Genomic DNA, 15,089 nt, shown 5'->3' on the forward strand with positions numbered 1-15,089 from the left:
GCGGATTCTGACATCATCTTTATATTAACAATAATAAATCTTGATCAATTTATTTGTGACTCGTTTACATCAAAATCGTTAATAGCAAAAGTAACTCGGTCGCATGATAAGTTTTCCTCAGCCCACGACACCTCCTTCGTGGGCTCTTTTTTTGCCTGCGCTTTAGCATTATCAATGCTTAAACATTTCTATAGCTAAATATAGTCTGGTACTGCTATCTTGCAGAACTAAATACCGCTAAATACTATCAAGCATTAAAGCTTATGTTTTGATTTAAATGGCTCTGAGAACTGCAAAATTAAAAAGCCCACAAAAGATAAAATAATGGCAATCTCATAGCGACCGTAGGCGACCGAGATACCTATAGCGCCCGTATTCCAAAGACTGGCTGCCGTTGCCGTGCCTTTTGAGCCTTCTTCGTTTTTAAAAATCGCCCCACCGCCGATAAAGCCCATACCGGTGATAATGGCGTACATGATTCTCGCCTCCCCAGCTGAATCATAAATATCCATGCCTACAAGCATAAAAGCACAGGAAGCAATCGTTACGAGCGGAAAGGTTCTAAGCCCTGCGCCGTTGTCTTTCATTTCACGGTTTAGGGCAATCGGTAGGGAGAGAATAAAGGCAATACCCAATTGAAAAAAATGATATTGCATCAGCTCTATATCGATATCAAATCCAAACATGGCGTCCTACCTCCTTTTATTTAGTTCGCACAGATGACTTAACCCGCACTAATTAATGAGTGCGCGTAAATCCTTGCCACTGTTTGTGTTGCCATCTGATAACAGCTCTCGATATTGCCCTGCCCGCACCAGTCGCCGCTGACAATCCATTGCTGCTCGTTATCGACCAATATGCCTACTGCTTCTTTATTAGCATCTGTATTATTAGAATCTGTATTAGAAGCCTTGACGGTCGCAGCATAACGCCAGCGATGACAGTCAATTTGGCTTGGTGTACTGTCTGCATTCCAACCTAAAGCTTGCTTGGCGGCTGCTAATAACTGCGCTTTTATCGTATCCATATCGGCATCAACGTGCTGCTCTGACCAATCATTGCGCGCATGAATAGTAATACTGGGTAATAGCTCATCATGGGCAGGCTTTTGCTGCTCGATAAAGATTCTATCAAGTATAGAATCCTGCACATACGCTACATCCCATACCATTTCCTGATACTTTAATGATTCAGGCAATGGCTGCTTATCATCCCAGCCAAGCATCAAGCTATAGCAGGCTTGCATTTGTGGCTCAGTGATTTTTGCTAATTCAGAAAAACCACTATTTGCCATCAGCTCTACAGCTTGAGCATTTGGTGCGGTACAAATGACCCAATCAAAACTGCCAAGACTGTTGCCGTCTTCATTAAATAACTCGGTTTTCTGACTGGTTTTTTTGCTGACTTTATTAGCGAGAGTTTGGTTATATTCTGCCAAAGCCACGACGCGGGTTTTAAATGTTATGGTCGTATACTGTAACTCATCGGCTAATGCTCGCCCCCAACTGGTCATTTTTGGCGTGCTGATATAGCGCGCCTGAACCCTACTCCATTGCTCTCTAGCTTGAATATCAGCTGTCTGATTATTCGCATCTATTGGCGTTAAGCTCACTACTTGCGCGCACCAAGGCTGTAGCAAACCTGTCTGTATCCAAGGCTCAATAAACTGCTGAAAGCTTGTACTCTTGGCGGTAAAAAACTGCGCACCAAATGCCCATTGCCAGTTTTTATTAGTGTGGCTATCGGTGCGATAACGAGTCGCTAAACGACCGACGCTGCGCGACTTTTCAAAAATAGTAATTTCTGGTATCAAGGCTTTGACATTAATTTGCTGGTGATTAATTTGCTGGTTATTCATTTGGCTAAAAGCACGCTCTAATAAGGTTGCGGTAAATAAGCCCGTTAAGCCGCCACCAATAATGGCAATTTTCGGCGATGATGTCTGAGCAAGCGGCAAAGAAGAGTCAGGCATAATGACAGTAAACCTTATAAAATAGGGAGCAAAATATAGTAGATTCAATGTAAAAAAACACCGTGCTGCTGGGATGAATTTTTCGAAGCTTCTGGAGTGCGAAGTGCACAGTAAGCGAGGAAAATTTATACCAGCAGAAGATTGTTTTGAACGTGCCTCTTTTATCTTGAACTGACTATAGAAACCATAGAAGCTGGAGCCATAAAACAGCGCAGCTATGTTAAATATATTGAACCTTTAAAGCCGGTCAATATCAATAACGTCTACGTAAAAGAGCCATGCTATTTTTGCTAACATGGCTCTTTATTGTTTCACTTACACTTATAAAAGCTTATTTATAAGCCTAAGTATTTGCTATTGGCGCTAAAAAATTACTTTTGACTATTTTATCTATCGATAATTATTCGATACCTATTAGATAGCTATCTAATAGCTACTATCAGTCTCCGCGTTCAGCTTTCACCACATCAACTAGCTCATTGATAACGGTGCTATCGGCAAGGGTTGATAAATCACCCAGTCCAACATATTGCCCTGCTGCAAGATTGCGCAAGATACGGCGCATGATTTTCCCAGAGCGCGTCTTGGGTAACACATTGACCATATAGATAGCATCTAAATTGGCAATCGGACCAATCTCCATACGCACATGGCGGTTCAGCTCTGATTTTAGTGATTCGGTGGCAGTTTCACCCGATTTTAGAATAATAAAGGCGCAAATACCCATACCGCGAATGTCGTGCGGCATACCAACGATAGCCGCCTCAGCGGTCGCCGGATGCGCGACTACCGCGCTTTCAATCTCTGCGGTGCCCAATCGATGTCCTGAGACATTGAGCACGTCATCTACCCGTCCGGTAATCCAATAGTGCCCGTCTTCGTCTCGCTGCGCGCCATCACCCGTAAAGTAGTAGCCCGGATATTCTGTAAAATAGGTTTTTAAAAAGCGCTCATGATCATTATAAATGGTACGCATCTGCCCCGGCCAACCACCACTAATTGCAAGGTTGCCTTCGGCCGAGCCTTCGAGTATCTCGCCATCACCGTCAACGACGACGGGTACAATACCATACAAGGGATTCATCGCCGCACCCGGTTTCATATCTACCGTGCCCGGTATCGGCGCCAGTAAAATACCGCCGGTTTCCGTCTGCCACCAGGTATCGACAATCGGACATTTACCGCCGCCGACAACATGATAGTACCAATCCCACGCTTCCGGATTAATCGGCTCACCAACGGTGCCGAGCAAGCGCAAACTTGAACGATTTGACTCACGGACAAAGGTATCACCCTCTTTCATCATGGCGCGAATCGCCGTCGGTGCTGTGTACAAGACCGTGACTTGGTGTTTATCAATAATATGACCGATACGCGCCCACGTTGGATATTCTGGTACCCCTTCAAACATAACGGTCGTCGTGCCATTGGCAAGCGGCGCGTAAGTAGCATAGGTATGACCCGTCACCCAACCGACATCCGCGGTACACCAGTAGACATCGTCTTCTTTAATATCAAACACATCACGGAAGGTAGAAAGCGCATAAGTGATATAACCGCCAGTGGTATGCAACACGCCTTTGGGCTTGCCGGTTGAGCCTGAGGTATATAACAAAAACAGCGGGTCTTCGGCATTCATCACTTCAGGTTCGCAATGCTTTGATTCACCATCGACCAAACTGTGATACCAAACATCGCGGCGACCACTCATTGGTACAGAATTGCCCGTACGATGGACGACAATGACGTTGGTCACACTATCGGTGCCATCCATGTCTAAAGCGCGGTCGACACTGGCTTTGAGCGGCGTGCGCTTATTACCACGGATACCTTCGTCAGCGGTAATGACCAGTTTAGACTGACTGTCAATAATACGGTTACCCAAACTCTCAGCAGAAAAGCCGCCAAACACCACCGAATGCACCGCCCCAATGCGGGTACACGCCAGCATTGCCACCATTGCTTCTGGTATCATAGGCATATATAAAGTGACGCGATCGCCCTTTTTGACCCCAAGTTTGCGCATGGCATTGCCTAGGCGACAAACCGCTTCATGCAGCTCTTTAAATGAGATAATTTTATGCAGTGACGGATGGTCACCTTCCCAAATAATCGCCGGTTTATAGGGGTTATTTTTAACATGGCGGTCAAGGCAGTTGACTGAAATGTTCAGCTCACCATCTTCATACCATTTGATATGAAAATCTTCTAAATCATAATTAACATTGCTAATTTTGGTGGGCTTTTTTATCCAATCAATCAGCTCGGCACGCTTCGCCCAAAAGGCATCGTTTGCCTCAGGTGACGCAATGGATTGTTGGTATTCTTTAGTGTATTGTTCAGCGGTGGTATTGGCAGCGGCGACAAATTCAGCCGTGATAGGAAATGATTTCTGAGTCATCGTAGTCATCCTTTTCTAATTATTATGACCGGTAGCGGCTTTCATGAAGCGACTGACGTCAAACACCAGTCGTCAAACAACAATCGCTGCTACAGGTGATAAGCGTCATCTTCCATAATGTGACACCTAAGGATAGTTTGACAAATAAGCGCGAGGGTTGCAAGACATCAACCGTGAATCACAACAATTCCGCTGCACAGCTGTATACTTGATAAAGCATTACATATCTTGATGAATCGATTGATTATTCAATAATATTCTCTATACCTGCATTTTTAGAATCTTTGGCAGTTTTCAGTGCATAGAGAATCTCTCATCGCCTTATTTAATCCTTGTAAGCTGAAAGAAAACATGGACAATGGCTAGCCTAAAGATCGGCTTAAAAATAGCGGTAAGCTATACTCAGTAGCCTGCTATTTTTTTGCCTCAAAATCTACTATTTGTTTTACTGCTAATTTTATTGTTAATGTTATAGCTACTTTTATTACTGCCTTTATAGCTACCTTTTATTTTAACCTTTATAACCTCTCGCTTTTTGGAACATATCGTCATGGAAAATACCCGCAATGCACCATCACACAATCACTATGATGTCATCGTCATCGGCGCTGGTGCGTCAGGGTTATATTGTGCGCTCACCGCTGGTCGCCGTGGTCGCCGCGTCTTGGTGCTCGACCATGCCAATAAAGCCGGTAAAAAAATCCTCATGTCAGGTGGCGGACGCTGCAACTTTACCAATTACTTTGTCGAGCCTGAGCATTTTATCGGTAGCAATGCGCATTTTTGTAAATCAGCGCTCAGTCGTTATCCGAGTTGGGAATTCATCGGCATGGTTGAGCAGCATAAAATCCCTTACCATGAGCGCGAGCACGGGCAGCTATTTTGTGATGATTCGGCGCAAGATATTTTAACCATGCTCCTTGATGAATGCGCCGCCGTGGGTGTGCAAGTCAGACTCAATACCCACATCGAACAAGTAAAAACTCACGAAAATAATCAAAAATCTCGCTTTGAATTAATTACCAGTAAAAGCCTCAGTAAAAAAGAAAAACAAGAGAGAAAAGACAGCGGCAATCAAAGCAAGCTGCCGCAAACCAGCTATCGCTGCGAGTCGCTCGTGGTAGCGACGGGCGGCTTATCGATTCCGACACTCGGCGCGAGCGGATTTGGTTACGAGCTTGCGCAGCAGTTTGGACATACGCTGGTAGCAACCGATGCCAGCCTTGTACCTTTTACCTTTACCGATAAAACCGGTGAGCTGATTCGCACGCTTGCCGGTATCAGTCTGCCGATGATTGCCAGTAATGAGCGCATCTCCTTTAAGCTACCGCTGCTCTTTACCCATCGCGGACTTTCTGGTCCGGCTATGCTGCAACTGTCCAACTATTGGCATGTCGGCGAAACCATCAGCATCAATTTGCTGCCTGATGTAGATATGACGGTGCTTTTTCTTGCCCATAAAAAATCACACCCACGCCAGCTTATCCGGACGATTTTGGCGGACAATACCGACAATGCTTTGCCGAAAAAACTGCTGGCAGCGCTACAAACGCATTTGTGGGACGATATCAAAGATACCGAGCTTGCCAATATTAAAGATGAGCGCTTGATAGAGCTTGGCGCAACACTCAATGGCTGGCAGCTGAAACCGTCTGGCACCGAAGGCTATCGAACGGCTGAAGTCACACGCGGCGGTATCACAACCGATGAAGTTTCGTCAAAGACCATGCAAAGCAAACATCAAGACGGGCTATATTTTATCGGCGAAGTGCTCGATGTCACCGGTTGGCTTGGCGGCTATAACTTTCAATGGGCGTGGGCCAGCGGTTTTGTTTGCGGTGAAGTGGTTTGATATTAATGCATACCTTTAATTCAAACGACAGCTATTCAAACACCAGTTATCTAAACGCAGGTTATCCAAATGAGATAGAAACCACTAAACGCTTGATAATTGTGAATATAATCATTATATAGACTCATATAAATTTAGAATTACTTAATAGTTAGCAGAACATTATTATTGAAGCATTATTATTTAATCATGAGCATTTAAATAACTCGTGTTAGATAATTGTGGCTAAAGAATAACCGTTAACTAGATGGGTATTTATTAATACGCTTAGGCTTACGAGGTGTTCAATGCGTTCCATCAAACATATTCATGGCGATAAAGAGCCGCATTGGGTCGGCGACGGTTTTTATGTCAAAACCTTGTTCAATCACCTAGATGATAGTCCTGATTTTAATCATCGTCATACTGACCCATTTTTATTATTAGACTATGGTCAGCCGACCAATTTTGCCCCAAATCCAAACTATAAGACGCAGCCGCACGGCGTCGGGCAGCATCCGCATAAAGGTTTTGAGACGGTAACGATTGCCTATGCCGGCGAGATTAGCCATGCTGATTCGGCCGGTGGTTATGGGGTTATCCAAGAAGGCGGTGTGCAATGGATGACCGCAGGGCGCGGTATTATGCACGAAGAATTCCACTCGCCAGCCTTTGGCCAACGTGGCGGTCCTTTTAGCATGGTGCAATTATGGGTCAATTTGCCAAGCGCCCATAAGCTGACTGAGCCCAAATATCAGACGCTGAAACGCGATGACTTACCTATCGTTAATTTAACCGATAATGAAAACGGAAATGAGATAGGTAAAGCAGCGATTATTGCAGGTGAGTGGCAAGATACGACAGGCGCGGCAAGTACCTTTACGCCTATCAATATGTGGGATATCGAACTACATAGCGCTGGCTCAACGACGCTGCAAGTGCCAAACAGCCATAATGTCATGATATTGGTACAAGAAGGTACGCTACTGATTAACGATACGCCAGTGAGCGCAGGCAGTCTGATTCAGTTTGCCACGCCAACTGATACTGATCTTGATTCTGATATCAATGCTGCCAATGAACCATCAGCAACGCAGGTAAGCGATAGCATTAAGCTAACATACCCTAAGCTCTCCGATGATGAACAAGCGCCAAGTACGGTTAAGTTATTACTATTAAGTGGTGAACCTATCGGTGAGCCAGTAGCAGGCTACGGTCCGTTTGTCATGAATACCCAAGCGGAGTTAAAGCAAACGTTTCGTGATTACCAAATGGGTAACTTTGGTAAATAGTCAAATATTACCCATTAAAAAAGCCACCTTGCTGATTATCGCAGGGTGGCTTTTTTATGCACTGTCACTTTATCCTAATCAATAAAGCCAATTTAAAGACAGCTATCCGATCAACATTTATGCTTGGTTTAAAAACGGATAATCGGTATAGCCTTCCGTACCACCACCATAAAACGTTTGCGGATGTTGCTCATTAAGCGGCGCACCTTCACGGATACGTTCCGCTAAGTCAGGATTAGCAATATAGTCACGACCAAAAGCCACCGCATCGATATAGCCATCTTTAATGTTCTGCTCTGCTTTTTCAGCGGTATAGCCACCAGCAGCAATAATCATCTGCCCAAAAGCATTACGAACACGCTGACGGAATTCAGGACTATAAGGCGTACCACCTGCCCAGTCAGGCTCAGAGAGATGCAGATACATCAAACCGCGCTTATTAATCTGCTCAATGAGCCAGATATTCTCGTCTTCATTGTAGCCCGCTTCGACATTATTAAACGTACCAAGCGGTGATACGCGAATACCAACATGGTCAGCATCCCACGCAGCGACACAAGCATCGATGACATCAAGGGTCAAACGCGCACGATTCTCGCGGCTACCGCCATATTCATCATCACGTTGGTTGGTTTGCTCAACCCAAAACTGATGCAACAAATAACCATGCGCGCCATGAATCTCTACGCCATCAAAACCTGCTTCTTTGGCATTTTTGGTCGCAAGCCCAAAGTCAGCGATAACTTGCTGCACTTCCTCAAGTGTGGCTGGGCGTGGCGGTGTGGCAGCAACGCGAATCGCTTGATTATTACTGTCACGCAATGAGGTACGTACACCAACATCAATATCAGACGCTGAGATAGGCGCTTTGCCATCTGGTTGGACGCTTTCGTGGGCGACCAAACCCGTGTGCCATAACTGGACGACAATCTTGCCGCCTTTAGCATGGACATTATCAACGATGGTTTTCCATGCCGTCGTTTGGTCTTCGGTATGGATACCGGGCGCGCCCGCATAGCCTTTTGCTTGAAAAGATACCTGCGTCGCTTCGGTAATGACCAATCCTGCACCACTACGCTGCGCATAATATTCACTTGCTAACGCCGTAGGAACATCGCCCGGTTCAACCGCACGTAAGCGGGTCAACGGTGCCATGATGATGCGATTTTTTAGAGTTTGAGTGCCCATTTTTACGGGTTCGAATAAGTTATCGTGTGCCATGAGATGCCTTGTTTGTTGTTATAAAAATACGGATTTAACAGTGGTTAAATATTGATAAATAGCGCTTGTCATTATCACTTATCATATTGTCACTTATCATTATGAAGCCGTCTATTTATCAGCCGTGTTCTTTATAGGGGGTAGAGAGGAAGATTCCAAGTAAAACTTACAAACAAAAACACCGACACAAGTATATTTTCAGTCTTTTAAACGCTATTATTTATGTGACCTTATAAAGGTATTAAGATAATAAAATCAGTGGAAATTTTATTAAACGTTATATGCGCCACTCACTCTTCTTTTGCCAATTTTTTAAATAACTATCACCATTATTAGTCTTCACTTTTTTGGCATTTACTTAAGGGATAGAGTCCATGCAAAAAACCATATTATCACTTACGATAGGGCTAATTTTCCTCTTGGGTGTGAGCGTGGGTGTGAGCGCTTGCCAACCCAAATCAGATGCGTTATCTGAAGCAAATGAGGCGAAAAATACAGAACAAGTCAATAAGCAGGCATCCTTAGAAAAATCAGCAACCAAAACGACTACCGCAACAGACTCAGCGCTAGATGCAAAAACCTGCTTAGCATTGAGTAAATCCATGGGAAAAGTGGATAACAGCAGCAAGATTGACGCTATTTATGCCATCCAAAAACAATTAACAGCCTGTTTGCCAACAGCCAGTAATGCCGAAGTCTTAAATCTGCTAAAAGATTATCAAGCGATGTATAAGCGTTTTTTATGGCAGGAAACTGATATTAGTGATTCAGAATTTGACCAAGATTTTTTTGACGTGATGAATGCCTTAGAGGAAGGCGAAAAAGTAGCGGAAGAAAAACTAAACAATCTGAGCCCACGCGTACGCTACTTGATTGGCCTCATCCAAAATGATGCTGATGTTAGAGTTTACAATTTAGGCGAAGGTTACTATGCCTTTAATCATGATTTGAAAGCAATGGCAGATATTTTTACCCCTTATTTGCGCCAAGACCAAAAAGCATTTATCCAGCGGATGGCAAAGGATAATCAAGACATTTTTTTGAGTGATGCCGCCATTACTACCTCTTTTGAAGAGTTGGTTGAGCGTGCGGTATTTTGGGAAGATTATATAACGCGTTATCCAAATGGCTACGCTGTACAAGATGCAAAGATGCTACTAGATTCGTATCGCTATTACTTATTTTTTGGCTCAGACAATACCGGATGGACGGATGATGACATTCGTGAGTTTCTAGAACCAGAGTATAAGCAGACGATGGTCGCGCTCACAAAACGACCTAATAGTATCTTGGCAAAAGATGCAAAAAACTATCTTAATTTTATGGCGCTATCCGATAGCGAACGTCAACAGCTTTATCCAGCGCCTAGTACCGATGAAGATGGTGACGGGATGCACTATAGGTCAATGACCTATTATCGATTAAATCAAGCGATGCAGATTCCATCCATTTGGCATACTGAGGGTGATAATCGAGAATGCTTGGAAGGGTTGTTTTGCCAAGATATAGTAGAATTACTTTAAAATCGATACAGTGCGACTGGGATGAATTTTTCGTAGCCTCTGTGATAACAGCAAGCAAGGAAAAAGCACCTGCTTTTTAAAGTAAGTGCTTTTTCTAATCGTTATTTTTAACAAACAATCTCAGTTATTTTTTAAAAATGATAACCAAGCTTCATGCCAAGTGCGTAGCCCGTTCCATCATCGATATTGGCCACGCGACCATCAACCTTGGTATCGACTGGACCGCCTTCAAACCACATATATTGACCGCCCGCAGAAACATTAAGCTGCTCGGTCAATTTGTATTGCGCGCTTAATCCTAAGCTTTTGATAGAGTCATAAGGTCCCAATAAACTGAGCGGCGCACCGGTGCCATGGTCATAACCCAAGCGTACTTCGCCTGAAACTTTTGGATTGAACTGCTTACCCAATGCCACCTCAACCGCATAACCGTCTTTTTTATAGGCCGCTAGTGGCTCTTGTGTTGATAACGATGCCAAAGGCGGGGCAACACTAAAGTTACTCCAATCTACCCAGCGCGCGTTGACCATACCTAAAAGCTGATACTTTTCACTGAGGCCGGTTTGGAAATCTAAATTGACTGACTGCGGCATCTTAACTTCGGTCTTACCCGCTAACGGTAAGGCAACTTCGTCAGTAGCTGGTCCCGGTGTTACATCATCACCGCCAGCGATAGGCGGCAAAATAACTTGCAGGTTTTCTACCCCAGATACCTGATATTTGGCGGGCGCGCGATACGTTAATGCTGCACGCAAGGCAATCTCTGGCTTTTCATACGCCATACCAATCACTGGCGCGAGCGTGCTTTCGTTTTCAAAGTCTAACGTATAATAGGTCGGTGCTTCAGCTACCGTGCTCGCCAAGCCATTAACCATATCTAAAGTAGCAGACTCATCTGGCGTAATCGTACCGTTATTTTGCTTATCTACCAAATTATAATAATCAGCCGTAGACAAACCCAAGACCTCTCCGACTTGTGACACTGCAGTAGTCAGACCGACTGGCTGCGCGCCAGTAATTTTGCCTTTTAGCGTTTGGTATTCAAGACCACCATATAACCAGACATTATTGCTAATCTTACCGCCGCCTAAAAGCGTGATACCAGTTGTCTCTACTCGCGCCTCGGTCGTGCCCATGCTATTGTTAAATATATTCCCTGCTGGATATTGGGTATCAACACCAAAGGGTTGCTCGTAAATTACTGCCAATGCCGTATTGGCTGTCGGGGCGATTTTAATAGCGGCTCCGGGTAAATCAAAGTCATCCATCATGTCGCCGATTTTATTACCAGCGGCATCGGTGCCTTCAATTTTTGGGTCAACATACGCATAAGATAGCTCGGCATAATTACCCGGCTCAAAAAAAGGCGCGACCGATTGTTTGCTGTATTCGATGCCAGCGGCATGCGCTGAGCTGATGGCGAGACTTAACGCCGTCAAAGAGCCGGCAGTGAGCAAATAGCGCGGAGAACGAGAAAGGGTAGCAGAATTCATAAATCCTAAAAACAGCTGGGCGCTCATGACAATATCCTTTTGTCAGTTAAAAACACAACCAAACCATAAAATTATTTACACTTTTTATAGTTGGCATTGGTTTCTAGATTAAATAGCGAATGTCGACCTTTGTCAATATATCAGCAGCAACTTTATGGGATTCTCTATTTAATTGAACAGCGACAAAGGTTAAGCTCTTAACGCTTCTCTAATTTTTTTCGCTAAAACTTTAATGCGTTACTTGTATCCATTTAGCAAATTAGTCAACTTATTTATGAAAAATTGGCTTAATATCATACTTAGCAAGTCTCTAGATTGCCTTTTATTGTATTAAGCAGAGAAAAATATAATGTCAAAATCACTTTCCAAACTATGTTTAGCTGGCTCATTAGTTTTAGGCTTAAGCGGTTGTATCGTCAGCGAAAAGCTCGATTATCAATTGATGGTACAAGAAGATGCCAAATGGGTGGCCGATGAGCAATTTACCGACACGATTATTGCTGTCGGTAAGCCCGCCGCGCCTATTCAAGGCGTTGAGCATGCGATTGTATTTGCCGGAGAAAAGCGCAGCTATTTGGTGCAGAGCGCCAAGAGAGATCGTGAGTTTATTGATATTTTAGAGCAAGTAGATTTGGCTTATTTTTCCTTTAAGCCCATGCCGGCATTCAATGCGCCATATTTTAGAATAAGAATAGGCGAGCAAGGATGCACCTCAGCGCAAGGATGTATTGCCACCATATTATGGTTTGAAAAACCGACCCATCTACTAGCCGCCGGTGAAACGGCTAAACTTGAAGGGTTTGATTTTACTTGTCATGATGGTTTTGCAGGTGGTATGACACGCTGTACAAAAAATCTCTGGCGCCTTCCTGTGACGGTGGCTCCGGCGGTGAAAAATATCGAAACGCTCGCCTATCGCTTGCCGCAACCGACCACGCTAAAGTTTTATCATTATCAACCAGACAAAGCATTAGCAGAAGAAAAAAGGCTGAAAGCGCTGATGCCATTTGCCAAGGCGTTTGACATCATTACCTTTCCCATTCAATTTATTATGGTAGAAGGTGTTAATTAAGCGCCATTGATTAAAAGGCTATTTATCAATTAGAAAAAATCAATATCTTAGGATTTCAGCATATTTTTGATAGACAATTCCAAAGACAGATAGGTACCAAACAATATCACCACCGAGCCGATAATCGCTGGCGTGTCTAAAGCCTCACCAAGCAGCAGATAGCCTAAAATAATGGCAAAAATCGGAATCACTAAGGTAATACTGGTCGCTCGCATCGGACCGATACTTTTAATCAATTGATTCATAAAAATCAGCGCGATGGCGGTTGAAAAGACGCCAATACAAATCACTGACGTCCAAGCAGTGAGGCTAATGGTTTTGCCATAGGGAAACTCATAAACCGCTATCGGCAGCATGATAATACTGGCGATGATAAGCGAGCCTGCGGTAATCGCCACCGGCGAGACATCGTATAAATAGTTTCTGGTGATATTGGCGCCGACGGCATAACCGACACAGGCCAATAATGCGTAGCCCATCGGCAGTAACCCTGAGCCTGACTCAGCGCCCTGCCCGCTGCCGCCAAATAAGTTCTCACTCATCAAAATAATCACGCCGATAACGCCAATGATTAAGCCGATAATTTGTTTTTTTGACAGTCGATCTTTAAAAAAGGTGCTGGCGATAAAACCGCTCATCATCGGTACGGACGCATTAAGCACCGCCAACACCCCAGCATTGACCGAGCGCGCTGAAAAGGCAAACAGGATAAAAGGGATAGCGGCAGAAAACAGTCCGACTAGGGTCAAAACTTTCCAGTTATCACGTATGCCTGCTCTGTTTTTTGAGCTGATTAAGACAAAAACCAGCATCACCAAACCGGCAAATACCACCCGCAAACTGGCAAACGCTAGCGAGCCAAATTCTGGCACGCCGATACGGTAAAAAATAAAAGACAGCGACCACATAAAGGACAGTGTCATAAAAATAATGAGGTCGCGGTTGGACATGGGTGAATCCTATCAAGCGTTAGACGTTAAAAAAACCACGATGATAACTGGTTAAACGCTTGAGAGCTGTTGTCTTTTTATACTGTTTGCAGATTTTTTATAGCTTTACCTTATCCAAAATAAAATCAATATCTTTATCGCCGCGCCCTGATAGATTAACCAAAATCGTCTCATCCGCTGACATATCTTTGGCGATTTTCATCGCATAAGCAATAGCATGTGCCGACTCTAAAGCAGGGATAATACCCTCAAGGCGTGATAGCGCCATAAAGGCTTCTAAACATTCTGCATCAGTCGCTGATTCATACGTAGCCAGTTGTAAATCTCGTAAATGCGAATGCTGTGGTCCAACTCCCGGGTAATCTAGACCAGAGGCAATCGAATGTACCGGTGCTGGCTCGCCTTTTTCATCGAGCAATACATAACACTTAAACCCATGAATCTCGCCTTTGACGCCAAGCGACATTGTAGCCGCATGATTGGGCGTATCCAAGCCTTCACCTGCAGGTTCCACGCCGATTTTTTGTACCTCTGCATCATCAAAAAAGCCGCTAAACATGCCAATAGCATTGGAGCCGCCGCCAACACAAGCGACCACCTTATTAGGCAGCTTACCCGTCGTCGCTAAGAACTGCGCCCGTGCTTCATGTCCGACCACCGATTGAAAGTAGCTGACCATTTCAGGATATGGCGCTGGTCCCAATGCCGATCCAATCGCAAACATACTGGTATCAAGCTCATTCAAATAAGTCTCAAAAGCGCTATCGACTGCTTCTTTTAGCGTACCAGCACCGCGTGAGACTGGTACGATATTGGCACCCAAAATCTTCATCCGGCTGACGTTTGGATGTTCTTTTTTAATATCGACCACACCCATGTGAATCTCACACTCCAACCCCATCAAGGCCGCTGCCGTTGCCAACGCTACGCCATGTTGCCCCGCACCCGTTTCCGCAATCACCTTTTTTTTGCCTAATTTCTTAGCTAATAACACTTCACCCAAACAGTGATTAATTTTGTGTGCGCCCGTATGGTTTAAATCTTCACGTTTAAAATAAATCTGCGCGCCGCCGCAATGCTGGGTCAAACGCTGCGCATGATAAATGGGACTTGGACGACCAACATAAGTCTCACGCAAGCGCTTCATCTCTTTGATAAAGTCGTCGTCTTTGATAATTTCACGAAAACCTACTTCGATCTCGCTCATGGCTTTGGCAAGCTCGGGATGAGCAATTTTGCCACCGAACTCACCATATAGACCCTCGCTATTCGGCAAGATGGATTGATGTAAACCGTAGCCAGTGGCGGTATTTTGCGTTGTCATAGTTAAGCCT

The 15,089-nt window shown here is 44.4% G+C and carries 11 protein-coding genes; 4 read left to right on the forward strand and 7 right to left on the reverse strand.

The features are described from left to right. Positions 1-254 precede the first annotated feature (254 nt). The 3 genes from JMX50_RS08355 to acs form a co-directional block, all read right to left on the reverse strand. Positions 255-686 carry an MgtC/SapB family protein gene (locus JMX50_RS08355; protein WP_183619640.1) on the reverse strand — a complete coding sequence of 144 codons (432 nt, stop codon included), beginning with the start codon at positions 684-686 and terminating at the stop codon, positions 255-257. A 38-nt stretch (positions 687-724) separates the two neighbouring features. After that, the gene (locus JMX50_RS08360) at positions 725-1,972 is read right to left on the reverse strand and encodes an NAD(P)/FAD-dependent oxidoreductase (RefSeq protein ID WP_201629191.1); all 1,248 of its coding nucleotides are present in this window, start codon (positions 1,970-1,972) and stop codon (positions 725-727) included. A gap of 439 nt (positions 1,973-2,411) precedes the next feature. Beyond that, positions 2,412-4,373, reverse strand: coding sequence for an acetate--CoA ligase (gene acs / locus JMX50_RS08365; protein WP_201629192.1), 1,962 nt, complete (start codon positions 4,371-4,373; stop codon positions 2,412-2,414). Between the two features lie 550 nt (positions 4,374-4,923). Between acs and JMX50_RS08370 the strand changes: the two genes are divergently transcribed. Together JMX50_RS08370 and JMX50_RS08375 are read left to right on the forward strand one after the other, a co-directional pair. Continuing rightward, entirely contained in the window at positions 4,924-6,225 is a 1,302-nt protein-coding gene (locus tag JMX50_RS08370; RefSeq protein WP_201629193.1) for an NAD(P)/FAD-dependent oxidoreductase, read from the forward strand. Positions 6,226-6,512: 287 nt separating this feature from the next. Beyond that, positions 6,513-7,496, forward strand: coding sequence for a pirin family protein (locus JMX50_RS08375; RefSeq protein WP_201629194.1), 984 nt, complete (start codon positions 6,513-6,515; stop codon positions 7,494-7,496). 117 nt (positions 7,497-7,613) lie between these two features. Here JMX50_RS08375 and JMX50_RS08380 read toward each other — a convergent pair whose 3' ends face one another. Then, entirely contained in the window at positions 7,614-8,717 is a 1,104-nt protein-coding gene (locus JMX50_RS08380) for an alkene reductase (protein ID WP_201629195.1), read from the reverse strand. A gap of 374 nt (positions 8,718-9,091) precedes the next feature. Between JMX50_RS08380 and JMX50_RS08385 the strand changes: the two genes are divergently transcribed. Continuing rightward, positions 9,092-10,240 (forward strand): hypothetical protein, encoded by a 1,149-nt coding sequence (locus JMX50_RS08385; protein ID WP_201629196.1) that lies wholly within the window; start codon positions 9,092-9,094, stop codon positions 10,238-10,240. A gap of 131 nt (positions 10,241-10,371) precedes the next feature. Here the strand turns inward: JMX50_RS08385 and JMX50_RS08390 are convergent, their stop codons facing one another. After that, a complete protein-coding gene (locus JMX50_RS08390) occupies positions 10,372-11,760 on the reverse strand; it encodes an outer membrane protein transport protein (protein WP_201629197.1) in 1,389 nt (462 codons plus the stop codon). 322 nt (positions 11,761-12,082) lie between these two features. Between JMX50_RS08390 and JMX50_RS08395 the strand changes: the two genes are divergently transcribed. Further along, positions 12,083-12,805 carry a hypothetical protein gene (locus JMX50_RS08395; RefSeq protein WP_201629198.1) on the forward strand — a complete coding sequence of 241 codons (723 nt, stop codon included), beginning with the start codon at positions 12,083-12,085 and terminating at the stop codon, positions 12,803-12,805. A 47-nt stretch (positions 12,806-12,852) separates the two neighbouring features. On the opposite strand, the gene JMX50_RS08400 is transcribed toward JMX50_RS08395, so the two are convergent. Then, the gene (locus tag JMX50_RS08400; RefSeq protein WP_201629199.1) at positions 12,853-13,755 is read right to left on the reverse strand and encodes a DMT family transporter; all 903 of its coding nucleotides are present in this window, start codon (positions 13,753-13,755) and stop codon (positions 12,853-12,855) included. Between the two features lie 97 nt (positions 13,756-13,852). Then, positions 13,853-15,079: a tryptophan synthase subunit beta gene (trpB, locus tag JMX50_RS08405; RefSeq protein WP_201629200.1), complete on the reverse strand. Its 1,227-nt coding sequence runs from the start codon at positions 15,077-15,079 to the stop codon at positions 13,853-13,855. Between the last annotated feature and the right edge of the window lie 10 nt (positions 15,080-15,089).

Origin of the sequence: Psychrobacter maritimus, from assembly GCF_904846345.1 — a bacterium.
GTDB classification, from domain to species: domain Bacteria; phylum Pseudomonadota; class Gammaproteobacteria; order Pseudomonadales; family Moraxellaceae; genus Psychrobacter; species Psychrobacter maritimus.

Bases quoted from the DNA above. Each gene is read 5' to 3' on its own strand.
- acs (WP_201629192.1), bottom strand. From the start codon at position 4,373: ATGACTCAGAAATCATTTCCTATCACGGCTGAATTTGTCGCCGCTGCC.
- JMX50_RS08400 (WP_201629199.1), bottom strand. From the start codon at position 13,755: ATGTCCAACCGCGACCTCATTATTTTTATGACACTGTCCTTTATGTGG.
- trpB (WP_201629200.1), bottom strand. From the start codon at position 15,079: ATGACAACGCAAAATACCGCCACTGGCTACGGTTTACATCAATCCATC.
- JMX50_RS08370 (WP_201629193.1), top strand. From the start codon at position 4,924: ATGGAAAATACCCGCAATGCACCATCACACAATCACTATGATGTCATC.
- JMX50_RS08375 (WP_201629194.1), top strand. From the start codon at position 6,513: ATGCGTTCCATCAAACATATTCATGGCGATAAAGAGCCGCATTGGGTC.
- JMX50_RS08355 (WP_183619640.1), bottom strand. From the start codon at position 686: ATGTTTGGATTTGATATCGATATAGAGCTGATGCAATATCATTTTTTT.
- JMX50_RS08390 (WP_201629197.1), bottom strand. From the start codon at position 11,760: ATGAGCGCCCAGCTGTTTTTAGGATTTATGAATTCTGCTACCCTTTCT.
- JMX50_RS08385 (WP_201629196.1), top strand. From the start codon at position 9,092: ATGCAAAAAACCATATTATCACTTACGATAGGGCTAATTTTCCTCTTG.
- JMX50_RS08395 (WP_201629198.1), top strand. From the start codon at position 12,083: ATGTCAAAATCACTTTCCAAACTATGTTTAGCTGGCTCATTAGTTTTA.
- JMX50_RS08380 (WP_201629195.1), bottom strand. From the start codon at position 8,717: ATGGCACACGATAACTTATTCGAACCCGTAAAAATGGGCACTCAAACT.
- JMX50_RS08360 (WP_201629191.1), bottom strand. From the start codon at position 1,972: ATGCCTGACTCTTCTTTGCCGCTTGCTCAGACATCATCGCCGAAAATT.